The sequence below is a fragment of the Shewanella alkalitolerans genome (assembly GCF_019457575.1).
GTDB lineage: Bacteria > Pseudomonadota > Gammaproteobacteria > Enterobacterales > Shewanellaceae > Shewanella > Shewanella loihica.
Genome location: NZ_CP080422.1, coordinates 2,782,911 through 2,802,513, shown reverse-complemented (window position 1 = coordinate 2,802,513; position 19,603 = coordinate 2,782,911). Strand labels below are relative to the sequence as shown.

Annotated in this window: 15 protein-coding genes; 6 read left to right on the top strand and 9 right to left on the bottom strand. The window is 54.7% G+C overall.

Features of this window, described 5'->3' with window-relative positions; genetic code table 11:
- Window positions 1–93 precede the first annotated feature (93 nt).
- Both sohB and K0J45_RS12385 read left to right on the top strand, forming a co-directional pair.
- Window positions 94–1,125 (top strand): protease SohB, encoded by a 1,032-nt coding sequence (sohB, locus tag K0J45_RS12390; RefSeq protein ID WP_220042787.1) that lies wholly within the window; start codon window positions 94–96, stop codon window positions 1,123–1,125.
- 138 nt (window positions 1,126–1,263) lie between these two features.
- Window positions 1,264–2,277: a helix-turn-helix transcriptional regulator gene (locus tag K0J45_RS12385; protein WP_220042786.1), complete on the top strand. Its 1,014-nt coding sequence runs from the start codon at window positions 1,264–1,266 to the stop codon at window positions 2,275–2,277.
- Here K0J45_RS12385 and K0J45_RS12380 read toward each other — a convergent pair.
- The 3 genes from K0J45_RS12380 to K0J45_RS12370 form a co-directional block, all read right to left on the bottom strand.
- Window positions 2,274–3,509: an SO2930 family diheme c-type cytochrome gene (locus tag K0J45_RS12380; protein WP_220042785.1), complete on the bottom strand. Its 1,236-nt coding sequence runs from the start codon at window positions 3,507–3,509 to the stop codon at window positions 2,274–2,276. The two genes, K0J45_RS12385 and K0J45_RS12380, sit on opposite strands and share 4 nt — an antisense overlap.
- A 51-nt stretch (window positions 3,510–3,560) precedes the next feature.
- Window positions 3,561–6,212 carry a parallel beta-helix domain-containing protein gene (locus K0J45_RS12375; protein ID WP_220042784.1) on the bottom strand — a complete coding sequence of 884 codons (2,652 nt, stop codon included), beginning with the start codon at window positions 6,210–6,212 and terminating at the stop codon, window positions 3,561–3,563.
- A gap of 536 nt (window positions 6,213–6,748) precedes the next feature.
- The gene (locus K0J45_RS12370; protein ID WP_220042783.1) at window positions 6,749–7,312 is read right to left on the bottom strand and encodes an arylesterase; all 564 of its coding nucleotides are present in this window, start codon (window positions 7,310–7,312) and stop codon (window positions 6,749–6,751) included.
- A gap of 64 nt (window positions 7,313–7,376) precedes the next feature.
- Between K0J45_RS12370 and K0J45_RS12365 the strand changes: the two genes are divergently transcribed.
- Window positions 7,377–8,117 carry an ABC transporter ATP-binding protein gene (locus tag K0J45_RS12365; RefSeq protein WP_011866199.1) on the top strand — a complete coding sequence of 247 codons (741 nt, stop codon included), beginning with the start codon at window positions 7,377–7,379 and terminating at the stop codon, window positions 8,115–8,117.
- On the top strand, window positions 8,117–10,567 hold the full coding sequence (locus K0J45_RS12360; RefSeq protein ID WP_220042782.1) for an ABC transporter permease: 2,451 nt from the start codon (window positions 8,117–8,119) through the stop codon (window positions 10,565–10,567). The genes K0J45_RS12365 and K0J45_RS12360 overlap by 1 nt, the downstream gene beginning before the upstream one ends.
- A 98-nt stretch (window positions 10,568–10,665) precedes the next feature.
- Here the strand turns inward: K0J45_RS12360 and K0J45_RS12355 are convergent, their stop codons facing one another.
- Window positions 10,666–11,595 (bottom strand): TIGR01777 family oxidoreductase, encoded by a 930-nt coding sequence (locus tag K0J45_RS12355; RefSeq protein ID WP_220042781.1) that lies wholly within the window; start codon window positions 11,593–11,595, stop codon window positions 10,666–10,668.
- A 96-nt stretch (window positions 11,596–11,691) separates the two neighbouring features.
- The gene (gene folX, locus K0J45_RS12350; protein ID WP_220042780.1) at window positions 11,692–12,057 is read right to left on the bottom strand and encodes a dihydroneopterin triphosphate 2'-epimerase; all 366 of its coding nucleotides are present in this window, start codon (window positions 12,055–12,057) and stop codon (window positions 11,692–11,694) included.
- A gap of 75 nt (window positions 12,058–12,132) precedes the next feature.
- Between folX and K0J45_RS12345 the strand changes: the two genes are divergently transcribed.
- Together K0J45_RS12345 and K0J45_RS12340 are read left to right on the top strand one after the other, a co-directional pair.
- Window positions 12,133–13,284 (top strand): AI-2E family transporter, encoded by a 1,152-nt coding sequence (locus K0J45_RS12345; RefSeq protein WP_220042779.1) that lies wholly within the window; start codon window positions 12,133–12,135, stop codon window positions 13,282–13,284.
- A gap of 63 nt (window positions 13,285–13,347) precedes the next feature.
- Window positions 13,348–14,271: a class I SAM-dependent methyltransferase gene (locus K0J45_RS12340; protein ID WP_220042778.1), complete on the top strand. Its 924-nt coding sequence runs from the start codon at window positions 13,348–13,350 to the stop codon at window positions 14,269–14,271.
- A 104-nt stretch (window positions 14,272–14,375) separates the two neighbouring features.
- Here K0J45_RS12340 and K0J45_RS12335 read toward each other — a convergent pair whose 3' ends face one another.
- From K0J45_RS12335 to ackA, 4 genes are all read right to left on the bottom strand, one after another.
- A complete protein-coding gene (locus K0J45_RS12335) occupies window positions 14,376–14,600 on the bottom strand; it encodes a hypothetical protein (RefSeq protein WP_011866193.1) in 225 nt (74 codons plus the stop codon).
- Between the two features lie 744 nt (window positions 14,601–15,344).
- On the bottom strand, window positions 15,345–15,776 hold the full coding sequence (locus K0J45_RS12330; protein ID WP_011866192.1) for a hypothetical protein: 432 nt from the start codon (window positions 15,774–15,776) through the stop codon (window positions 15,345–15,347).
- A 327-nt stretch (window positions 15,777–16,103) separates the two neighbouring features.
- A complete protein-coding gene (gene pta, locus K0J45_RS12325) occupies window positions 16,104–18,242 on the bottom strand; it encodes a phosphate acetyltransferase (RefSeq protein WP_011866191.1) in 2,139 nt (712 codons plus the stop codon).
- A gap of 96 nt (window positions 18,243–18,338) precedes the next feature.
- A complete protein-coding gene (gene ackA / locus K0J45_RS12320; RefSeq protein WP_011866190.1) occupies window positions 18,339–19,535 on the bottom strand; it encodes an acetate kinase in 1,197 nt (398 codons plus the stop codon).
- Between the last annotated feature and the right edge of the window lie 68 nt (window positions 19,536–19,603).

Sequence of the window (19,603 nt, the reverse complement as noted above, 5' to 3'; positions counted from 1 at the left end):
CTGGCTGGGTTTTTTTATGGCTGGATTTGTTATTGCCCTCAGGGCTGATAGAATAGCGGCCAGATTTTAAAGGCCTGATCACGGAGCTGAATTTTGGAATTTTTGTACGAGTATGGACTCTTTCTGGCAAAAGCCGTCACCATAGTGGTGGCTATCGTCGCCGTCGTGGTGCTGGTGTTGGCATCTGCGGTAAAGCAGAAGGCCGATAAGGGTGAGCTTAAGCTGACCAATGTGTCAGAAGATCTTAAGGCACTCAAACACGACTTAAAGGAAGAACTGCTGAGCAAGAAGCAGTTTAAAGCCTACGAGAAGGGCCTCAAGGCCGAGGCGAAGGCCAAGGAGAAGGCAGAGAAGGCCGATGGCGAAGCCGCGCCTACGCCTCGCGTATTTGTTATCGACTTCAAGGGCAGTATAGATGCCCATGAGGTGGCGTCACTGCGAGAAGAGATCAGCGCCATCCTGGCGATTGCCGAGCAAGGCGATGAGGTGGTGGTCAACGTCGAGAGTGGCGGCGGCATGGTGCATGGCTATGGCTTGGCGGCGAGCCAGCTCGACAGACTGCGCAGCGCCGAGATCCCATTGACCATCTGTGTCGACAAGGTGGCCGCGAGCGGCGGCTATATGATGGCCTGTGTGGCCAATACCATCTATGCCGCGCCTTTTGCCATCGTAGGTTCTATCGGCGTGGTCGCGCAGATCCCTAACTTCAATCGTCTGCTGAAGAAGCATGATATCGATTACGAGCAGCACACCGCCGGTGACTTCAAGCGTACCCTGACCCTGTTTGGTGAAAACACCGACGAAGGAAGACAGAAGTTCCAGGAAGAGCTGGAAGAGACCCATGTGCTGTTTAAAGCCTTCATCAGCAAGTATCGTCCTACGCTGGACATTGCCAAGGTGGCGACCGGTGAGCACTGGTATGGTCAGCAGGCGTTGGATCTTGGTCTGGTCGATGGCCTCTCTACCAGTGATGACGTGGTGATGAAGCTTGCCGAAGAGAAGACAGTGATCAAGGTTCGCTATCAGCTGAAGAAGAAGATAGCCGACAAGCTTGCCCACAGCGCCTCACTGGCGGTCAATGCCGTGTTCAATCGCTTGGCGGAAAAGAATCAACCTCTTAACTAAGGCTTGTGACTTTCACCGGATAAAAACCCGCTCTCGGCGGGTTTTTACATATTTGTAACTTTTTATCCCTGCTGGGCTTTTACTCGTCCCTAAAATCTTATACAAAATACTATTATCCTTGGATGTTGTAATGATGAGATGACGAGTAATACCCGCTATCAGGCGACATTAAAAGTTGGCGATCAATCTTATCCCGCCTATGAACTGAGAAGCCTGGTTCATTTCATGGCCGAGTGTTACGGCGAGCATCATGCCGAGCAGCTATGTCAGGAGATAGGCCTGGGGCTTAACGAGCTGGCCAAGTTAAACTTTGTCTATGTCTGGCAGGTGGACTATGCCATGGCGTTTCTGGGGAACTTAGCCGATGACCCTCAGATAGGCGCGCGGCTCGGCGAGACCTACAAGGTGGAAGAGCTGACGCTTATCTGGCCCTATCTGGCCAAGTGTCAGACCTTAGGTGAATGCCTTGAGTTTGTTATCGCCCATCCCGAGCTGGTGGGCAGTGTCTCCGATACCCTGGTGAGCCATGGCGAGCGAAGCCTCTATTTTCGCTGGCTCAATACGGCGAAGATCTCGGCGCGATATTTCAGCCTGCAGTTTCAAAACAGCGTCTGCTCCATGTTAGCCCTAGCGCGTCAGCTCACGGGTCAGATGGTGACACTCGAGCGGGTGCAGCTGGCCACCCCGGCCCATGACAGTGAGTTCCTGGCGGCCTTTTGCCAGGCCGATGTTGGTTTCGACGGCGAGTTCTTCGAGTGGGCCATCTCCCATGAAATGCTTTCGCTGCCTGTTGTGTATGACTTCTCTCTGCTACAACTTGATGAGCAGGCCCTGCATGACACCTCCTTGATCGAGAAGGTGCTGGCCATCCTAAACCAGGATTTTCCCAATAACCCTAAGCTGGAGTCGATGGCGCTGAGACTCAACATGAGTGATCGTACCCTGAGACGACATCTGGCGAGTGCCGGCACCAGCTATCAGAAGCTGGTGGATCAGGTGCGCTGCCAGACGGCTATCGGTCTCATCGTTCAGGGCGACAAGAGCATAGTGGATATCGCCGACATCATGGGATTCGGCGATGTGAGCCATTTTCGTCAGAGCTTCAAGCACTGGCTTGGCCTGCCGCCAGGACAGTTTATTCGCAAGATCTAGCCCCCATGCTGGCAGTTGCCTAAACTGGGCGACAGGCTATCTATCCAGCTTTGCAGCACGGTCAATGCCTCCACATGACTCAGGCTTCGGCCAATAGGCGGCATGCGATCTTTGGGGGCATCTAGCATCTGGCGATAGAGCAAGATGGAGTGCTCACCATCGCCGGGGATGATGTCGTAGGAGAGCCCCTTCTCGCCGCCGTCCCAGCCCGGTGGCTGCTTACAAATCCCATATTGATAGCTGGTATGATCCACATAGAAACCCAGGCGCAGCCCCGAGATGCTGGCAAAGCCTTCGGCCCTGTGACAGTGGGCGCAGTTGATATCCAAATATCCCTTGGCCCTGGTGGTCAGATCGCCGCTCTCATCTGTGATTGCAGGCGCCGAATCTGGGGCGCCGCCCGCCGGCAGGCCGTTCAAGCGCCCCTGGTCGCGCCAATGCTTGAGCTGATTCACCGTCTGATTATCGACTAATACTTCATGGTTTAGCAGGTAGGGCTTGAGGCCTATGGGATAGATCTGGGCGCCATTGTCACCAGCGCGTTGATGGCACACCTTACATTCTGCCCGGCTGGGCACATGGTAGGTGAACTCCAGCTGCTCGCCCTGACGAGTCAGGCTGTGGGCCTGATTGGCGCCGGCAACGGCGAGGCGAGCCTCGCCGCCTTGCCAGAGATAGGGCAGCGCCGTCCAGCCGCTCTCGCGGTGGATAAGCAGCCGGGTCTCGACCAGAGTCTCGTTGGCTTCCCCCATGAGCTGGGTGTCGCTCGGCAGGGCAAAGGTCTTGACCAGCACGGCGCCTACCGGCAGGTCGAAGGTGTCGCTCGGGTGATAGTCGATCTGGCTGCCCTCGGGCAGGAAGATGAAACGGTATTTATGGGCGTAGTCGGTAAATAGCTGGCTCGAGAGTTCGTAGCTAAAACCTGGGCCATTAGGAGCTGTGGTTGGTTTATCAGGCTGCTGAAACAGCCGGTATTGGGACAGAAGCTGACAATCTTGCTCCATCAGCGCCTGCCAGTTGATCTCCCCCTCCTGGCTATCGCAGATATCCGATGAGGGATCTGTGCCGCCCGTCGGCGGGGTCACAGGCGTGCCAGGCTGGTTGGTGTCTGTACCTGTTTGATTGGTCGAGGAGTCATCGCTGCCGCCGCAGGCCGTGAGGCATAACAGCAAGAGAGCTAGTAGAGCTGGGCTCGAAAGTGGCAGCAAACCTTTTACTGGGCTGGTTAACATAGTTTCGGCTCGTGAAAAAAGGGCCACCTGATGGCGGCCCTTGGGTTGGGATTATTGAGAGCAGGTGGCCAGCGGTAATCGCTTGATCCACTCGGCAATCAAGGCCGTGCCTTCGGTGTGGGACAGGCTGCGACCTATCTCTGGCATGCGATCGCCAGGTGTCGTGCTATCCATACGGAAGTGCAGGATAGAGGTCTCGCTCGAGCCCGGCACCACATCGTAGCTCAGCGAGCCACCGCCATAGGCGATTGGCGACTTACAGGTACCATGAGAATAACCGCTGTCCTCCTCGTAGGTACGCCAGTACTCAAGCTTCAGGCCTGTGTTAGAGGCGTTGCCTTCTGGACGGTGACAGTGAGCGCAGTTGATATCCAGGTAGCCCTTGGCGGTTTGCATCAGCTCGGCATCTGTCATGGCTGCCACCTTGGCTTCATCGCCATCGTGGAAGGCGGGCACTGTCGGGATGCTTGCCGTGTCTGGCACACCCTGCAAGATACCGGCGGCCTGCCACTTCATCAGCTGGTTCATGGTGCCGTCGCTATAGGCGTAGTCCTTGTTCAGATGACGCGCCTTAGGGCCAATGGGCACGAATACCGCGTTACTTGCATCATCACTCTTAAACTGATGACACTGCTTACACTGGTTCATGCTGGGGACCACATAGTCGAAGTCCAGCGTCTTGCCGTTGTGAATCACCTGTTTGGCCTGGATAGCGCCGGCTTTGGCCAGCACGGCATCTGTCTGCTCTGCGTTAAACACATAGGGTAGGGCCGACCAGCCGGTGGCGCGTTTAATAAGCAGTCGGGTCTCGACCAGTGTCTCGTTGGCCACGCCGCGCTTGCTGGTGTCGCTTGGTAGGGCGAAGGTCTTAGTGATCACAGTACCGACGGGGAAGTCCATGCTCTCGTTGGCCGAGTAGTTGGCCACCTTGCCCTCAGGCACGAAGACGAAGCGATACTTGCTGGCATAGTCGGTAAACAGCTGAGTGTTGAGATCGTAAGGAATACCGCCTGAGTTCGCCCCAGTGCTCGGATCTTTAGTATCGGCAAACAGCTGATAGTTTGAGAGGTTAGGGCAGTTGGCGCCCAGCAGGGCATCCCAATTTACGCCCGGGGTGGTGGTGCTACACAGGCTAAGGTCACCATCGCCCACCAGGCCGCCTTCTCCTTCGCCTATGGTGCCACCACCACCGACCAGGTTGCCGCCGTCACAGCCCTCGACATCGTCATCCACGCCGCAGCCGAAGATCTGATCGCCAAAGGTGACAGTATGCACAGGCAAACTGAGCTGGGCACAGTTCATGATCTTATCCTGGGTCTTCTCATAGAGGACGTCGGCGATGCTGATATCTGTGTTGCTGTTGGCATAGAGACGACCGAAGGAGACATCGCCGTTATCGCGGGCACAGATGTTGTCGCTGCCATCATCGGCAAAAGGCAACTCCTTAAGCCCCAGATAGGCGGCGGTGCCGTTGTTGGAGAGCATCTCGCCCAGGCCATCGTAGAGGATCCCGGGGAAGGCGCCGTGGCTCAGCAGGTAGGCCTTGATGATATCTTCGATCAGATAGCCATTAGGCTTCTTGCCATAGTCTGTGATGACGTTGTCATGCAGATAGATATTGCGTGGTGTCGGGCGCCAGCCATCTTCAATGGGCTGACCCGGCTGGCCATAGTTGCCCACAAAGCTGGTCATATCCGGTTCGGCGATGAAGAAGCTGGAGACGGTCACCCCTAATGTGTCGTGGCCGGTGATCTCGTTATTGAAGATCTCCACATCGTTAGTGGAGAGGATGATCACCCCTGTGCCCGGCGGCACGATATGTACCCCGGCAGGGTTAGAGGAGGCATTGGCGAAGTTAGGGGTGTTGTTGTTATACACCTTGTTGTTGAAGATACGCACGCTGGAGCCATATCTGTGGTTGTTGATCGGCAGATCGAATACCAGGATGCCGCCCGTGTTGCCCATGGCTTCGTTGTCGTAGACGTCGGCGTATTTAGAGTTTTCAATCTCGATACCGGCGACGTTTTCCTTGGCGATGTTACGGCGAACCACTATATACTCAGACTGACCCACATAGATACCGGCATCGGCGCTGCCGCGTACATAGGTGTCTTCGATGAGGATGTTTTCACACTCCACCGGATAGAGGCCGTAGGCGCCGTTATCTTCATCCAGCGCGCCTTCCCATACGGTGGCCAGGCGTCTCAAGATGATGCCGTTGGTGTTTTTCAGCTTGATGCCGTTGTTCTTGGCCTCATTGACCGAGAGATCCTGGATAGTGATGTTAACGGCGTTCTGCACGAAGATACCATCGCCGGTGATCGACTCGGAGAAGTCCAGCACGGTCTCTTCCATGCCGTAGCCCATGATGGTGATGTTTTTGGCATAGGCACCGTCACCGTCCACGTCGCCGTCAAACAGCAGAGTAGACTCTATCTTAAAGTGTCCCTTAGGCAGCACGATCACATCATTGCTTTGGGCGTTGATCAGGGCTTCCTGAATGCGGGTGGTCAGGTCCTCACCATCTTCGATGATGATGGCACCGACCGGAAAGCTTGGGCCGGGATCCGTTGGTGTGGTGGTAACAGGTGGTGTCTCGACGTTAGGGGTATCTTCATCATCTGAGGAACAGGCGGTGATGGAGAGGGCCACTGCACTGGCCACTAGACTTGGGAGCAGCCACGAAGGCATCTTGTTGAACATAGTATCTCCTACTTATTGTTATTATTCCCACTCTAGATTGCACTGGCGTACTAGATAAGCAATGTGAAATCTGGCCAACAAACTTTTAACATCCGTAACAATCAGTGGCTTAGTACATTTATTAAACAGGTGTTTGAGATAAAATTGAGGGAAAACAGTGAGGTGTGTAATTTATCAAACGGTAAATTTAGCCACACTCAACTGGTAGGATGAGTTGATTTTAGCAGTTAAGCCTGATAGGGGCCTAAACCGTTAGCCTTGGGGCCATTGTTTGGGGCTGTTGCTTGGGGCTTGGGGGGCATAGGCGGAAGCCGCTTGCGGTAAATCGTGGCGTGCCACCGATAGGCTGAGGGGGATTTAGCACGGGCTTGAGCAAGCAGGGCTTGGGGGGGCTGGGCGAACGTTGGTGCAAAACAGGAAGGGGAAGGCCAAGTGTACAATTAGGGGGACTGTCAGCACTTGGCGTAAGAATAAATCACTCGGCAAACAGGTCAGCATACCGGGATAGTCTGCCCAAATGCGTGCCCGAGGTGATCCTATTCACTCGGTTGCTGCGTATCGATAAGCCAGGGGCGGATAAAGCTGACAATCTGTGGCTGCGCCTCTTCGTTGGGGTGTATGCCGTCGGCCTGCATCAGCTTGGGATGAATGGCTATCTCTGTCATGAAGAAGGGCACTAAGGTGACCCCTTGCTCGCTCGATAGCTCCTGATAGACCTGGGTAAATTGTTTGGCGTAACGCGGGCCATAGTTGGGCGGCACCATTACCTCGCTGAGCAGCACCTCGGCGCCTGACTCCTTGGCGAGCAGTATCATTTTTGTAAGATTATTTTTCAATTGCTTAGGCGAAAATCCGCGCAGACCATCGTTGCCGCCGAGCTCGATAAAGACCCGCTTGGCCTTGGTCGAGTCAAGCAGGGCGGGCAGTCGACGCAGACCGCCGGCCGAGGTCTCGCCGCTCACCGAGCCGTTGATGATGGTGACCTCGGGGGATTGCTGCTGCAATAGATGCACCCAGCCTTTGTCTTGTTCCATGCCGTAGCTTGCGCTTAGGCTATCACCTAAGATCAATATCGGGTTAGCATGGGCTTGGGGGATCAAGAATAAGACAAGCAGGCAAGTGGCTTGCACCAATCGGCTTAAGCGACGAAGCGAGAAGGAATTTATGTTAGAAAATAGTGCTATCAAGGTCAGTGATCTCTATAAATCGGTAACTACCCAAGAGGGAGAGCTTACTATCCTCAATGGCATCAATCTGGATGTCAAGTCGGGGGAGAGTGTGGCGATTCTTGGCCCCTCGGGTTCGGGGAAGTCGACCCTGCTCGGCCTGCTGGCCGCGCTCGACTCGCCCACCAAGGGGGAGATAGTCCTCGATGGTGTGACCCTCAATGGTTTGGATGAGGAAGGCAAGGCCGCGCTGCGTAAACAGAAAGTCAGCTTCATTTTTCAGTCTTTCATGCTGGTCGATACCCTAAATGCGCTGGAGAACGTCATGTTACCGGCCGAGCTGTCGGGGATCAGTAACGCTAAACAGAAGGCGCAGCAGATGCTGGAGCGTGTGGGACTAAGTCACAGGCTCAACCATTTCCCTAATCAGCTCTCGGGCGGCGAGCAGCAGCGTGTCGCCATCGCCAGGGCCTTCATCTGTGAGCCTAAGGTGCTGTTTGCCGATGAGCCGACGGGTAACCTGGATGGCGCCAACAGCGACCGGGTGGCGGACATGCTGTTTGAGCTGAACCGTGAGAGCGACACCACTTTGGTGCTGGTGACCCATGATCTTCAGCTGGCCAATCGTTGTCAGCGCCGTCTGAACATGCAGGCGGGGCAGTTGAGTGAGGTGATGAGCGAAACTGACAACAGCGGCGAGCAAGAGATGGCCCGTTCGAGCGCAGCGGAGGCGAGTTAATGGAGTCTCGCATCGCATGGAAGTTGTTTAAACGAGAGCTGCTGCAGGGACAGCTGTTACTCATCATATTGGCGATCACCCTGGCGGTCTTGTCGGTATCAGGCCTCGCGCGGGTGAGCGAGCGCCTGCAGCTGGCCATTAACGGCCAGGCCTCTAAGTTTATCGCCGCCGATCGCATCATTAACTCGCCGGTTCCTCTGGATGACAAGATCTTAGCCAAGGCCGAGGCGCTGGGGCTAAAACACGTTGCCAGCATGCAGTTTAACTCCATGGCTTACGCAGGTGATGCCTTTCAGCTGGTGACGGTAAGGGCCGTGGGCGACGGCTACCCCTTAAAAGGGGTGATAGAGCTGAGCGATGGCCCGACAGATAAGCTGCCCAAGGCGGATCAGCTCTGGTACGAGACCCGTCTGGGTGGGATCTTGGGTTACCCTAAGCAGCTCGAGCTAGGCAATGCCAATTTCAGCCTGAGCGCCGAGATAGCCAGGCTGCCCGATGCGGGCTTTAACCCCTTCGCCTCATCGCCTGTGGTGCTGATGCGTCTGCAAGATGTGCCCAAAACTGGGGTGATTCAACCTGGCAGCCGGGTGAGCTATATCCATCAGTTCGCTGGAGAGGCTGACCAGCTCAAGGCTTTCGAGGCCGAAGTTAAGCCGCTGCTCAACAACAGTCAGCGTTGGGTCGATGTGCAGTCGGGGGACTCGCCCATCGCCGGCGCGGTCAAACGGGCCGAGCGCTTCTTGCTGCTCGCCAGCCTGCTGGGAATAGCGCTTGCCTGCGCCGCCATAGGGATCGCCGCCCAACGTTACTGCCAGCGCCATTTCGATGTGGTGGCTATGCTCAAGACCTTCGGCGCTTCGAGTCGGCAGATCCGTATTCTCTTTGGCCTGCATCTGCTGTTGGTCACTCTTGCGGGTATCGTCTTGGGGCTCATCGGCGGTTTCCTGCTCGATACGTTGATCAGCGCCTATCTGCCTGCCTCGATCTCGGCGTACTCGCCGCCGCTATTTAGGCCTATCGCCTTAGGGGTCGCCACTGGGCTTATTTCGGCCTTCATGTTCTCGGCTTATCCGCTGATGAGGTTGCTGGCCATTCCGCCCCTTAGGGTGTTGCAGCGCCAGCTAGAGGGAATTCAACTGGGGATGTGGCTGCACCTGGTGCTTAGCCTATCGGCGATGGCACTGCTTGGGTATCTCTATTCACAGAGTCTGGTGCTCACCCTAACCGTGGTTGCTGCCGTGATGCTGCTCGGCGTCTTGCTGAGTCTGTTTGGTTTCTTATTGATCCGCGCCGGTCACAGCGTAGGCATGAAGACCACCAATCCTATGCAGCTGGCCTTGGCGGGGCTCAGACGCCGCGCCAGGCAAAATGCAGTGCAGCTGGTGGGCTTTAGTAGCGCCCTGGTGTTGCTGCTGACCATCATAGCGCTTAGGCAAGACTTGCTCGATGAGTGGCATAAACAGCTGCCCGAGCAGTCGCCCAACTACTTCCTTGTGAACATAGCGCCCGAGGAGCAGGCGCCGCTGGAGGCCTACTTTAGCGACAATCGCGTCAAGGCGACCGATATCTATCCTGTGATCCGCGGCCGTCTGGTGGCGATAAATGGTGATAAGTTGATCTCTGCCGAGCAGGCCGATGAGGGGGCCCAAGGCCGAGTAGGGATTTCCCGTGAGCTGAATCTGACCTGGCGTACCTCGCTGCCGCCTAACAACGAGCTGGTATCGGGTCACTTTAACCAAAAGGCAGATGAGGTGTCGGTGGAGTCCGGCGTCGCCGAGCGTCTCGGCATCGGGCTTGGGGATGAGCTGAGCTATGTTATCGATAACCAGCCGCTGACCGTCAAGGTGGCCAGCATCCGCGCCGTACACTGGGAGACGATGCAGCCAAACTTCTTCATGATCTTCCACCCCGACGCCCTAGCGCCCTTTGCCTATACCTCAATGGCCAGCTTCTATCTGGACGACAGCAAGCGAACTATGGTTATCGAGTTGATCAAACGCTTTCCCACGGTATCCATCATAGATGTCGGCGCCATGGTGAAGCAGCTTAGGCAGATCATCGATCAGGTCTCCCTGTCGCTGACTCTGGTGTTGGTGTTGGTACTGCTGGCCAGCAGTCTGGTGATGATAGCGCAGACCGAGGCGGGGATGGCGACGCGTCAGCGCGAGCTGGCGGTGCTGCGCACCTTCGGCGCCTCTGGCTGGTTGCTGCGTATGGCCACCGCACTGGAGTTTGCCCTGTTAGGGCTTATCGCCGGCTTGCTGGCCGCCATAGTGGCCGAGTTCACCATCTACCTGCTAAAGACTCAGGTGTTTGAGCTGGTGGTCTATATGCATTGGGACTGGTGGCTGTTGGCGCCGCTTGCCGGCGCGGCCATCGTCGCCCTGCTGGGCACCTGGCGTTGTCGTCAGCTATTGCAGAAGTCCTGTCGACAACTCTTGCAGGGCTAGCGTGAAGGAAAAGAGGAGAGCGGCGCGAGTGGTTAGCGCCCCGCTGGTTCAAAGTTCAAGGCTCAAGGTTTAAGCCTTTAAGGCTCGAGGGGAAAACTCTAGCTTGTGGAGGCGCCAAATAGATTTGTCAGCGCGTCATCCAGATGAGTGTAGTGAAAACTAAAGCCCGCCTGGGTTAGCCGATCGGGGTAGACATATTGGCCTTCCAGCAAGAGCTGGGACATCTCACCTAGGGCTAGGCTTAGGACAGGGGCAGGCATAGGCAGCAGGGTGGGGCGGCTCAGGGCTGTGCCCAAAGAGTTGGTAAATTCGCGATTGCTGACCGGGTTAGGAGCGGTGGCGTTATAGATCCCCTGGCACTGATCGTTATTTAACAGAAACAGTATGATGGCGATAAGATCTTCTCTGTGGATCCAGCTCATCCCCTGTTTGCCCGAGCCCACCACGCCGCCGGCGCCCAGTTTAAAGGGCAGCAGCATCTTCTTCAGCGCGCCGCCGTTTAAACCTAATACCAGGCCGATACGCATCACACAGACCCGGGTCAGCCCTTGGCACTGCAGGGCTAACTCTTCCCACTTGGCGCAGACGCTATGGGGGAATTTCTCCTCCTTGCCTGTGTCTTTGAAGTGGGCGAGATCGAAACTCTCATCCAAGTGCACCTGCTTGTGATGATCGCCATAGATGCCGGTGGCAGAGCCACTGATGAAGACCTTAGGCGGCGTCTTGCTGGCCTCGAAGAGTTTGGCCAGACGCGCTGTGGTATCCCAGCGACTGTCACAGATCTTCTGCTTTACCTCCAGGCTCCAGCGCTTATCGGCAATGGGTTCACCCGCCAGGTTGATGACGGCATCGAAGCCGTCGAGATTGGCCAGGGCGCCGAGGTTACCCAGTAACTTGTGTTGGTTGCCAAGGGTGAGGTGGGCCTTGCCGGCCGAGCGGGTGAGCAAGGTGAGTTGATGTTCGCCTTCCAAGGCCTTCACCAAGGCCTTGCCTATGAATCCGGTTCCGCCGGTGATCAAAATCCGCATGCCGACTCCAATTTTTTAGGGGATATCAAAAATATACACCATAGCGAGGGATTCGGATCACTTTTAGGCAGCAGGTAACTAGGGAATGGGTGAGGCTTAGTCCTTTTGGTAGCAGAGCTGCATCGAGACCGAATCGGCAAATCTCAGGGCGTGGGGCTTGTCTATCTCGACCGAGGCGAAATCGACCCATTCATGATCGCTGGCAATGCTTAATACCTGATCCGTGAGGTGTTCGAGCAGTGAGAAGCGATTGTTTTCAACTAAAGCAATGATTTTTTTCGTTATCGTGCGATAATTCAGGGCGTCTTGCATGTTATCGCTGTTACGGGCCTTAGCGGCGCAGTAATGGATTTCTGCGTTGATGGTGACGTCCTGTTTGTTGTTGATCTCATCTTCCTTGATGCCAATGTAGGTACGAAGACGGAGATTTTTAATTCGAATAATGGCGATTTCTGGTTTCATGATCGTAATTTTTCTTGTGTAAGATTTAAGTTAAGCCTATCAATATTATGGGTAATTCAGAAGGACTTTATTTAGATGACTCGATTTGATAATCAGGGGGTCGCGTTTAAAGGCTTTGCCATCATGGCGTTTATCGTCGTGATTCTGGCAGGGATAAAAGCCGCCAGCCCTATCGTGGTTCCCTTTGTGTTGTCGGCCTTTATTGCGGTGATCTGCAACCCGGCAATCAATGGCATGACCCGCCTTAAGCTGCCCCGCGCATTGGCGGTGGCCATCATGATGGTATTTATCGTGCTGATGGGGCTCTGGCTGGCCTCCTTGGTGGGGAGCTCAATCAACGAATTTTCCCGTCAGTTGCCCCTTTATAGGGATCAGCTGGTGGAGCAGTTTTCCTGGGTATTGACCAAGTTACAGGCGCTGAATATCGAGGTCTCCAAGGAGCAGATCTTGGCCTATTTCGACCCGGGTATTGCGCTGTCGATGACCACCAACATGTTGTCCAGTGTCGGTGGCGTGATGGCTAACCTGTTTCTGATCATTCTGACCGTAGTGTTTATGTTGTTTGAGGCTCAGGACTTACCCAAGAAGCTGCATTTCGCGCTGGACGATCCTGACATGCGCATCAAGCAGATAGACAAGTTCCTGCAGTCGGTAAACCAATATATGGTGATCAAGACGTTGGTGAGTGTGGGAACCGGCGTGGTGGTCGGCACGGGCCTGGCGCTGATGGGCGTCGATTACGCCTTGCTCTGGGCCGTTGTCGCCTTTCTGTTTAACTATATTCCCAACATAGGCTCTATCATCGCCGCGATTCCGCCTGTGCTGCTGGCCTTTATTCAACTCGGCCCTGCCGGGGCGGGGGGCACGGCGCTGCTCTATCTGGCGACCAATACCGTGATGGGGAATATCGTCGAGCCCAAATATATGGGGCGAGGCCTGGGACTCTCGACCCTGGTGGTGTTCCTCTCCTTGATCTTCTGGGGCTGGCTGCTGGGCTCTGTGGGCATGTTGCTCTCTGTGCCGCTGACCATGATCGTCAAGATAGCGCTTGAGTCGAGTCAGAGTGGTGGTTGGCTGGCCATCTTACTGGCCGATCGCGTCGATGAGACCCTGGTTAACGCCGATGCACAGGTTAACGCCGAGGCACAGGTTAACGCCGATGCTCAGGTAAGTGCCAAGTCCGGCGAGCAAACCGATGCCGGCGAACAAGCCGACGCGGAAAAGTAGTTCATTATTCGATAAAGCATATAGCATTAGTTAAAGCATAAAGTAATAGGTAAATAGCGTTAGATGGAGTCATTTAAGCAAGCAATACAGCAGGTGCAATTCTCTGATGAGGCCGAGCGGCTGTTTCATGGCCGTGGTGGTCGTTATGAGGGCGCCGAGCATCTGTGTCTCGACTGGTTTCCCCCTGTGCTCCTGCTCACCAGTTTTAAAGAGATCGATGAGGCGGCGCTTGAGGAGCTGACTCAGGCGATTCAGGCGCGTTGGAGAGAAGAGCAGGGAGAGCAGGGCTTTAACCTGGTATTCCAGCACAGATGCGCTGGGCAGACCCAGACCCATCTGCTATATGGTGAGGTGCCCGAGCCACATCTGGTGAGTGAAAACGGGGCGCGTTTTCAGATCCATCTGCTGCGCGGGCAAAACCACGGATTGTTTCTCGATATGCGCGCCGGGCGCGCCTGGGTGAAGGCTAATGCCGCCCAGGCCAATGTGCTCAACCTGTTTGCCTATACCTGCGGCTTCTCTGTGATGGCGCTGCAGGGCGGTGCGGATCAGGTGGTCAATATCGACATGAGCAAGGGAGCGTTAGCCATAGGCAAGCAGAACCATCTGCTCAACGAGTTCCCCCATGGTGCACGCTTCCTGGGGCACGACATCTTCAAGTCTTGGGGCAAGCTAACCAAGATGGGGCCTTATGATCTCATCATCGCCGATCCGCCGAGTAATCAGCGCGGCAGCTTCGTGGCGACGAAGGATTATGCGCGACTGCTGCGCCGCCTGCCTCAGTTATTGGCGCCGCAAGGCGAAGTCCTGCTGTGTCTCAACGCGCCCGAGCTGGGTATCGATTTTCTCAAACAGCAGGTGGCAGAGCAGAGTCCGACGCTGGAGTTTGTCGAGCAGTTGGCTAATCCCGAGGTGTTCCTGGATAAAGACCTCGACAAGGCGTTGAAGGTGCTGCGCTATCGTCAGCGTCAAGCAGAATCAGAATAGGCTTTAAGGGTTAATGAGCTGTGCTCATGGCTAGAACTATTCAAGCCATGAGCCTCTAGTTTGTAGCGGCAGCGTTAGTAGGGGTAGAGTTAGTAGCGTTAGAGTTAGTAGCGGTAGAGTTCCTGAATCAAGGACTGACCGTGAGATTCGATGACCTGGGCTATCTGTTGGTGGTCCAGGTTTTTTAATGCCGAAATTTCGTTAAACAGTTTCTCTTGTACGTCGAAGGGCATGGACATCGAGTCCATGAACAGGTGGATAGACAAGGTGTCTCCCTGCGTAAACAGGTCGGCTAGCCTTTGGGCCTCAAATTCGATCAGCGTGTTCATTGCATCACCTCACTCCTGCTTGCGCAAATGATTCGCTATTAATTAATTGATAGCAGTTCTCATTTGAGTCATTAGATCGTTTTATTGTAAAGAAAATGTTTTTTAGTTTTCGTAGCAGTAAAAAAATGAAAGACTTTCACCCTGATCATTGAATATTGACACTTTTAGGCATTTTTTTGCTAAATGCGGCCACAATACTGAAAGTTTTCTGTAAGTCCCACTTTTTTAGTGTTACACTAGCGCCCATGAGTTAGCAGATAGTTGCAGCTTATACCCAAGGCAAAATGCACCAATAAAAAAGCATGCCTGTACCCTACACAAAAATCTGGAGTCGTTATGGAAGCCCGTGAATACGAGAGCGCTTATTACCAAGTACAAGATGAAGTAATTGAGTCATTACCCGTTGAGATGGATGACGAAGCGTTTTTGGATTAAGGAAATATCCAAACTGAATTTTCACTTAGGCGCCGAGTCTGGCTGGGTGCGTTAAGGTGAGAGTCTTCAGACAAAAAGAGCAGCCCTAGGGCTGCTCTTTTTTGTGGTCGGTAGGTTTGTTTCGTATGCCGCTTTATGGGCAACACTATCGGTCGTATTTTTGTAGGCTAGGCCTCTAAGTTAAGCCTCTAAGCTAGGCCTCTAAAGCTAGGCCTCCAAAGCTAGAACTCTGGCATCGGCCACTCCGGTTGAGACAAGAGGTTGTTGAGACCAGTGCTTGTTGAGATTAGGGCTTGAAGAGTCTAGCGCTTAGTTGAGGTTGCCTTTCTCCGGTAGAATTTCCACTATCACCCAGCGCTTATTCACCTTGTGTAGGCGTATGGTGCGATCGTCTATCCAAGGTTGGCCGCCCTTGAGTCCGGTCATCTTGACGATCACCGTGACATCCTTGGTAAATTTGCGGAAGAAGTCGATATCTATCTCTTCGATCTCCAGGGTCACATCGCGCATGGAGAGGTTTAACACGTGGCGCTGCACCGAGGCGGCGATATAGTAGTGCGACAACACCTTCTGCATAGGCTCATCGACAAACTGCTTGGCCTTCTCGACATCTCTGTCGACATAGATGGCGCGAAAGAATCCTAATGAGACCTGCTCAGGTGTCATGACGCCCGACACGGTTTCCGAGTCTGGGCTGCAGGCCGTTAAGAATAAAATGAAGATAAAGAGTAATTTTTTCATAGGGTTTAATCGAAAGGCTTTGGCCTAGTATCGCGATTCTCTAAAGTCTTGGCAAGCGGGGCGCGTCAGTCGAAAGTACTTGACTCTTAGGAGCTGGGCTGGCATATCTGAATGAACAAATTGTTACGGTTATCCACAGAATCTGTGGACAAGTATGTTGAAGAGTCGATGCATAACTCTTAAGTGACTGAACTTAATTGGTAAATTTGTGTGGTCATTTTTTGACGCATTGTGCATCTCTGAATATTTTTTAATCTTGCCAAACCGTTTGAGTATAAAAAAAGCCTGTCTCGTGACAGGCTTTTTCGATCTTATGGCGAGTACAGATTAGTTCTGTGAGGCTTGAATCGCCGTTAGGGCAATGGTGTAGACGATGTCGTCGACCAGGGCGCCACGAGACAGATCGTTAACCGGCTTGCGCATACCCTGCAGCATAGGGCCGATACTGATCAGGTCCGCACTACGCTGAACCGCCTTGTAGGTGGTGTTACCTGTGTTCAGATCCGGGAAGACGAACACGGTTGCCTGACCGGCCACTGGGCTGTTTGGCGCCTTAGACTGAGCCACGTTTGGCATCACGGCGGCGTCGTATTGCAGCGGGCCGTCGATCACCAGCTCAGGGCGTTTCTCCTTGGCGATACGGGTTGCTTCTCGCACCTTATCGACGTCTGAACCTGTGCCAGAGCTACCGGTTGAGTAGCTGATCATGGCAACCTTTGGTTCGATACCGAAGGCCGCGGCGCTGTCGGCCGACTGAATGGCGATATCTGCCAGCTGCTCGGCGTTTGGATCTGGGTTGATGGCACAGTCACCATAAACCAGTACCTGATCTGGCATCAGCATGAAGAAGATAGAGGAAACCAGGCTAGAACCGGGTGCCGTCTTGATCAGCTGTAGTGGCGGACGTATGGTGTTGGCCGTGGTGTTTACCGCACCAGAGACGATACCGTCGACTTCACCCTGTGCCAGCATCATGGTGCCCAGTACCATGTTGTCTTCCAGCTGCTCACGGGCAACCACTTCTGTCATGCCTTTGTGGCGACGCAGTTCAACCATAGGCGCAACATAGCGCTCACGAGCGGTTTCAGGCTCGATGATTTCAACGCCTTCGCCCAGGGTTACCCCCTGTTGGCTGGCGATACGCTGGATCTCTTCAGGGTTACCAATCAGCACACAGCGGGCAATGCCACGCTCGGCGCAGATGGCGGCCGCTTCGATGGTTCTTGGTTCGTCACCCTCAGGCAGAACCACTGTCTTGGCCGCGGCGCGGGCAAGCTCGGTGAGCTTGTAGCGGAACGCTGGTGGCGACAGTCTGTGCTCACGCGGTGAGTTCATGGTGACGCTTTCTACCCAGCTTTGATCGATATGGCTGGCAACATATTCCTGCACCTCTTCGATACGCACTGCATCATCCACAGGCACCTCATGGTCGAAGCGCTGGATATTGAGCGAGGTCTGCCAGGTGTTGGTGTCGATCAAGAATACCGGTAGGCCTGTCTCGAAGGCTTGCTCACACAGGGCCATGATCTCAGGCTCTGGCTCGTAGCTACCTGTCAGCAGCAGTGCACCCACCTTGACGCCGTTCATCGCCGCCAGACAGGCAGAGACGATCACATCCGAGCGGTCGCCCGACGTCACCAGCAGAGAGTCTGTCTTGATGTGGGTAACCATGTTAGGAATACTGCGGGCGCAGAAGGTGACCTTGCGCAGACGACGGGTATTCATCTCACCGGCGTTGATGATGCGGGCACTCAAGTGCTTGGCCAAATCTGAAGCGCGTGGCGCGACCAGATTCAAGTTATATGGCACGCTGCCTAGGATACGCAGCTTACTTTTACCAGGAAGCTGGAACATGCTCGCTGCGTCTGGACGCTGCACATCCTGGTGATCGAACACCTCTGACAGATCCGGGCGGGCACGGCCTTCATCGTCTACCGGGGCACCAATCTTGTTGATGATGGCGCCGATGAGGCGTTTGTTCTTGCTGCCACCCCAGGCGTTATGGGCGATCTCGAGACGGTTCATCAAGGCGGTCGGGGTTTCGTTACCCGGCGCGGCGACGAAGATGATGTCAGCATCCAGTGCCTTGGCGATCTCATAGTTGATGTCGTCTGAGAAAGGGTGGTTGCGGGTCTGCACTAGACCTTCGACGATCAGGGTCTCGCTTGGATCGGCGCACTCGGTGGCGCGGGCAATGATCTGCTCCATCAGGACATCAGTCTGATCGGTGCGGATCAAGTGTTCGGCGTGAGCCATGTCGAAGGGCTCGAGCGGGTTAACCGTCGGCGACTTGCTAAGTATGGTGGTCGAGCGCTCAGGGCCCTTATCGGTTGGACGCTGCTGTGCGATAGGCTTGAAGAATCTCACCTTTACCCCGTGGCGCTCCAGCGCACGTACCATGCCTAGACTGATAGAAGTCAGGCCGACGCCGGTACCATTGGGGATGAGCATAATATTGCGAGACATAGTTACCTCTTATGCCCCGGCCAGACATACGGCCGGGTCTTGTCAAAATTGGTGGCGGCGCTAGGCGCCGCGATAGCATTTACTGCTGCGATAACATTACTTTAGTAGTGACACTGCGTCTTCGGCGATCACCCACTCTTCGTTGGTTGGGATCACCATGGCAACTGGGCCATTGTCTGTGGTGATCTGACCCTGGTTACCAAAGCGTGCCGCCTGGTTACGTGCTGGATCCACTTCGAAGTTGAAGATGGCGAGCAGGTTAAGCACCTTCTCACGGATAAGGTCTGAGTTCTCACCGATACCGCCGGTGAACACTAAGGCGTCTAGACGACCCAGTGGTACTGTGTAAGAGGCGATATATTTGGCCAGACGGTAGCAGAAGATCTCAAGCGCCAGTGTCGCCCCCTTGTGGCCTTCGGCGTAGCCTTCTTCGATGCCGCGACAGTCGTTAGTCAGCTCAGAGATGCCCAGCAGACCGCTCTGCTTGTTCATCAGGTTGTTGACTTCATCTAAGGTGTAACCCAGACGATCTACCAGGTGGTAGATGATAGATGGGTCGATGTCACCACAGCGGGTACCCATGACCAGGCCTTCTAGCGGTGTCAGACCCATAGAGGTATCGACACTCTTACCGCCTTTAACCGCGGTGACAGACGCGCCGTTACCCAGGTGGGCACAGATGACGTTGGTGTCGGCTAACTCTTTACCCAGCGCCTTGGCGGCTTCGCGGCTCACGAACAGGTGGCTGGTACCATGCATGCCGTAGCGACGGATGCCGTGCTCGCGATAGAGTTTGTAGGGCAGGGCATACACGAAGGCGCGCTCAGGCATGGTTTGGTGGAAGGCGGTGTCAAACACGGCGACCTGTGGCAGGCCAGGGAAAGAGGCCTGGGCGGCGCGAATACCGATAAGGTGCGCTGGGTTGTGCAGTGGCGCCAGGGCGGCACAATCTTCGATACCCGCGATTACGCTGTCATCGATTACCACAGAGTGGGTGAACTTCTCACCACCGTGAACCACGCGGTGACCGATTGCCTGGATCTGGGCGGCGACGTCAGGATACTGGCCCAGAATCTCTTTAACGATAAACTCGACCGCCTCGCGGTGGGCGGTGAAGGCCCCTAGCTTAGACTCGAATTTGTTGCCATCGACTTTCCACTTGATGCGTGAATCTTCCAGACCAAAGCACTCTGCTAGACCTGAGATCTGGTCGTCACCCGTAAGCGCGTCGATAATGGCGAACTTCAGTGATGAGCTGCCGCAGTTTAGTACCAAAACCAGTTTGTTAGACATGTTTAAAACCTTTTGCAAAGTGAGTGAATGACTGGCATTCACCAAAATTAAATGACCACAAAGCCTAG

Excerpts from the sequence above, each read along its gene's own strand:
- K0J45_RS12385 (WP_220042786.1), top strand. The coding sequence starts at position 1,264 with ATGACGAGTAATACCCGCTATCAGGCGACATTAAAAGTTGGCGATCAA.
- K0J45_RS12340 (WP_220042778.1), top strand. The coding sequence starts at position 13,348 with ATGGAGTCATTTAAGCAAGCAATACAGCAGGTGCAATTCTCTGATGAG.
- ackA (WP_011866190.1), bottom strand. The coding sequence starts at position 19,535 with ATGTCTAACAAACTGGTTTTGGTACTAAACTGCGGCAGCTCATCACTG.
- K0J45_RS12330 (WP_011866192.1), bottom strand. The coding sequence starts at position 15,776 with ATGAAAAAATTACTCTTTATCTTCATTTTATTCTTAACGGCCTGCAGC.
- pta (WP_011866191.1), bottom strand. The coding sequence starts at position 18,242 with ATGTCTCGCAATATTATGCTCATCCCCAATGGTACCGGCGTCGGCCTG.
- K0J45_RS12355 (WP_220042781.1), bottom strand. The coding sequence starts at position 11,595 with ATGCGGATTTTGATCACCGGCGGAACCGGATTCATAGGCAAGGCCTTG.
- K0J45_RS12365 (WP_011866199.1), top strand. The coding sequence starts at position 7,377 with ATGTTAGAAAATAGTGCTATCAAGGTCAGTGATCTCTATAAATCGGTA.
- K0J45_RS12375 (WP_220042784.1), bottom strand. The coding sequence starts at position 6,212 with ATGTTCAACAAGATGCCTTCGTGGCTGCTCCCAAGTCTAGTGGCCAGT.
- K0J45_RS12360 (WP_220042782.1), top strand. The coding sequence starts at position 8,117 with ATGGAGTCTCGCATCGCATGGAAGTTGTTTAAACGAGAGCTGCTGCAG.
- folX (WP_220042780.1), bottom strand. The coding sequence starts at position 12,057 with ATGAAACCAGAAATCGCCATTATTCGAATTAAAAATCTCCGTCTTCGT.
- K0J45_RS12380 (WP_220042785.1), bottom strand. The coding sequence starts at position 3,509 with ATGTTAACCAGCCCAGTAAAAGGTTTGCTGCCACTTTCGAGCCCAGCT.
- K0J45_RS12345 (WP_220042779.1), top strand. The coding sequence starts at position 12,133 with ATGACTCGATTTGATAATCAGGGGGTCGCGTTTAAAGGCTTTGCCATC.
- K0J45_RS12335 (WP_011866193.1), bottom strand. The coding sequence starts at position 14,600 with ATGAACACGCTGATCGAATTTGAGGCCCAAAGGCTAGCCGACCTGTTT.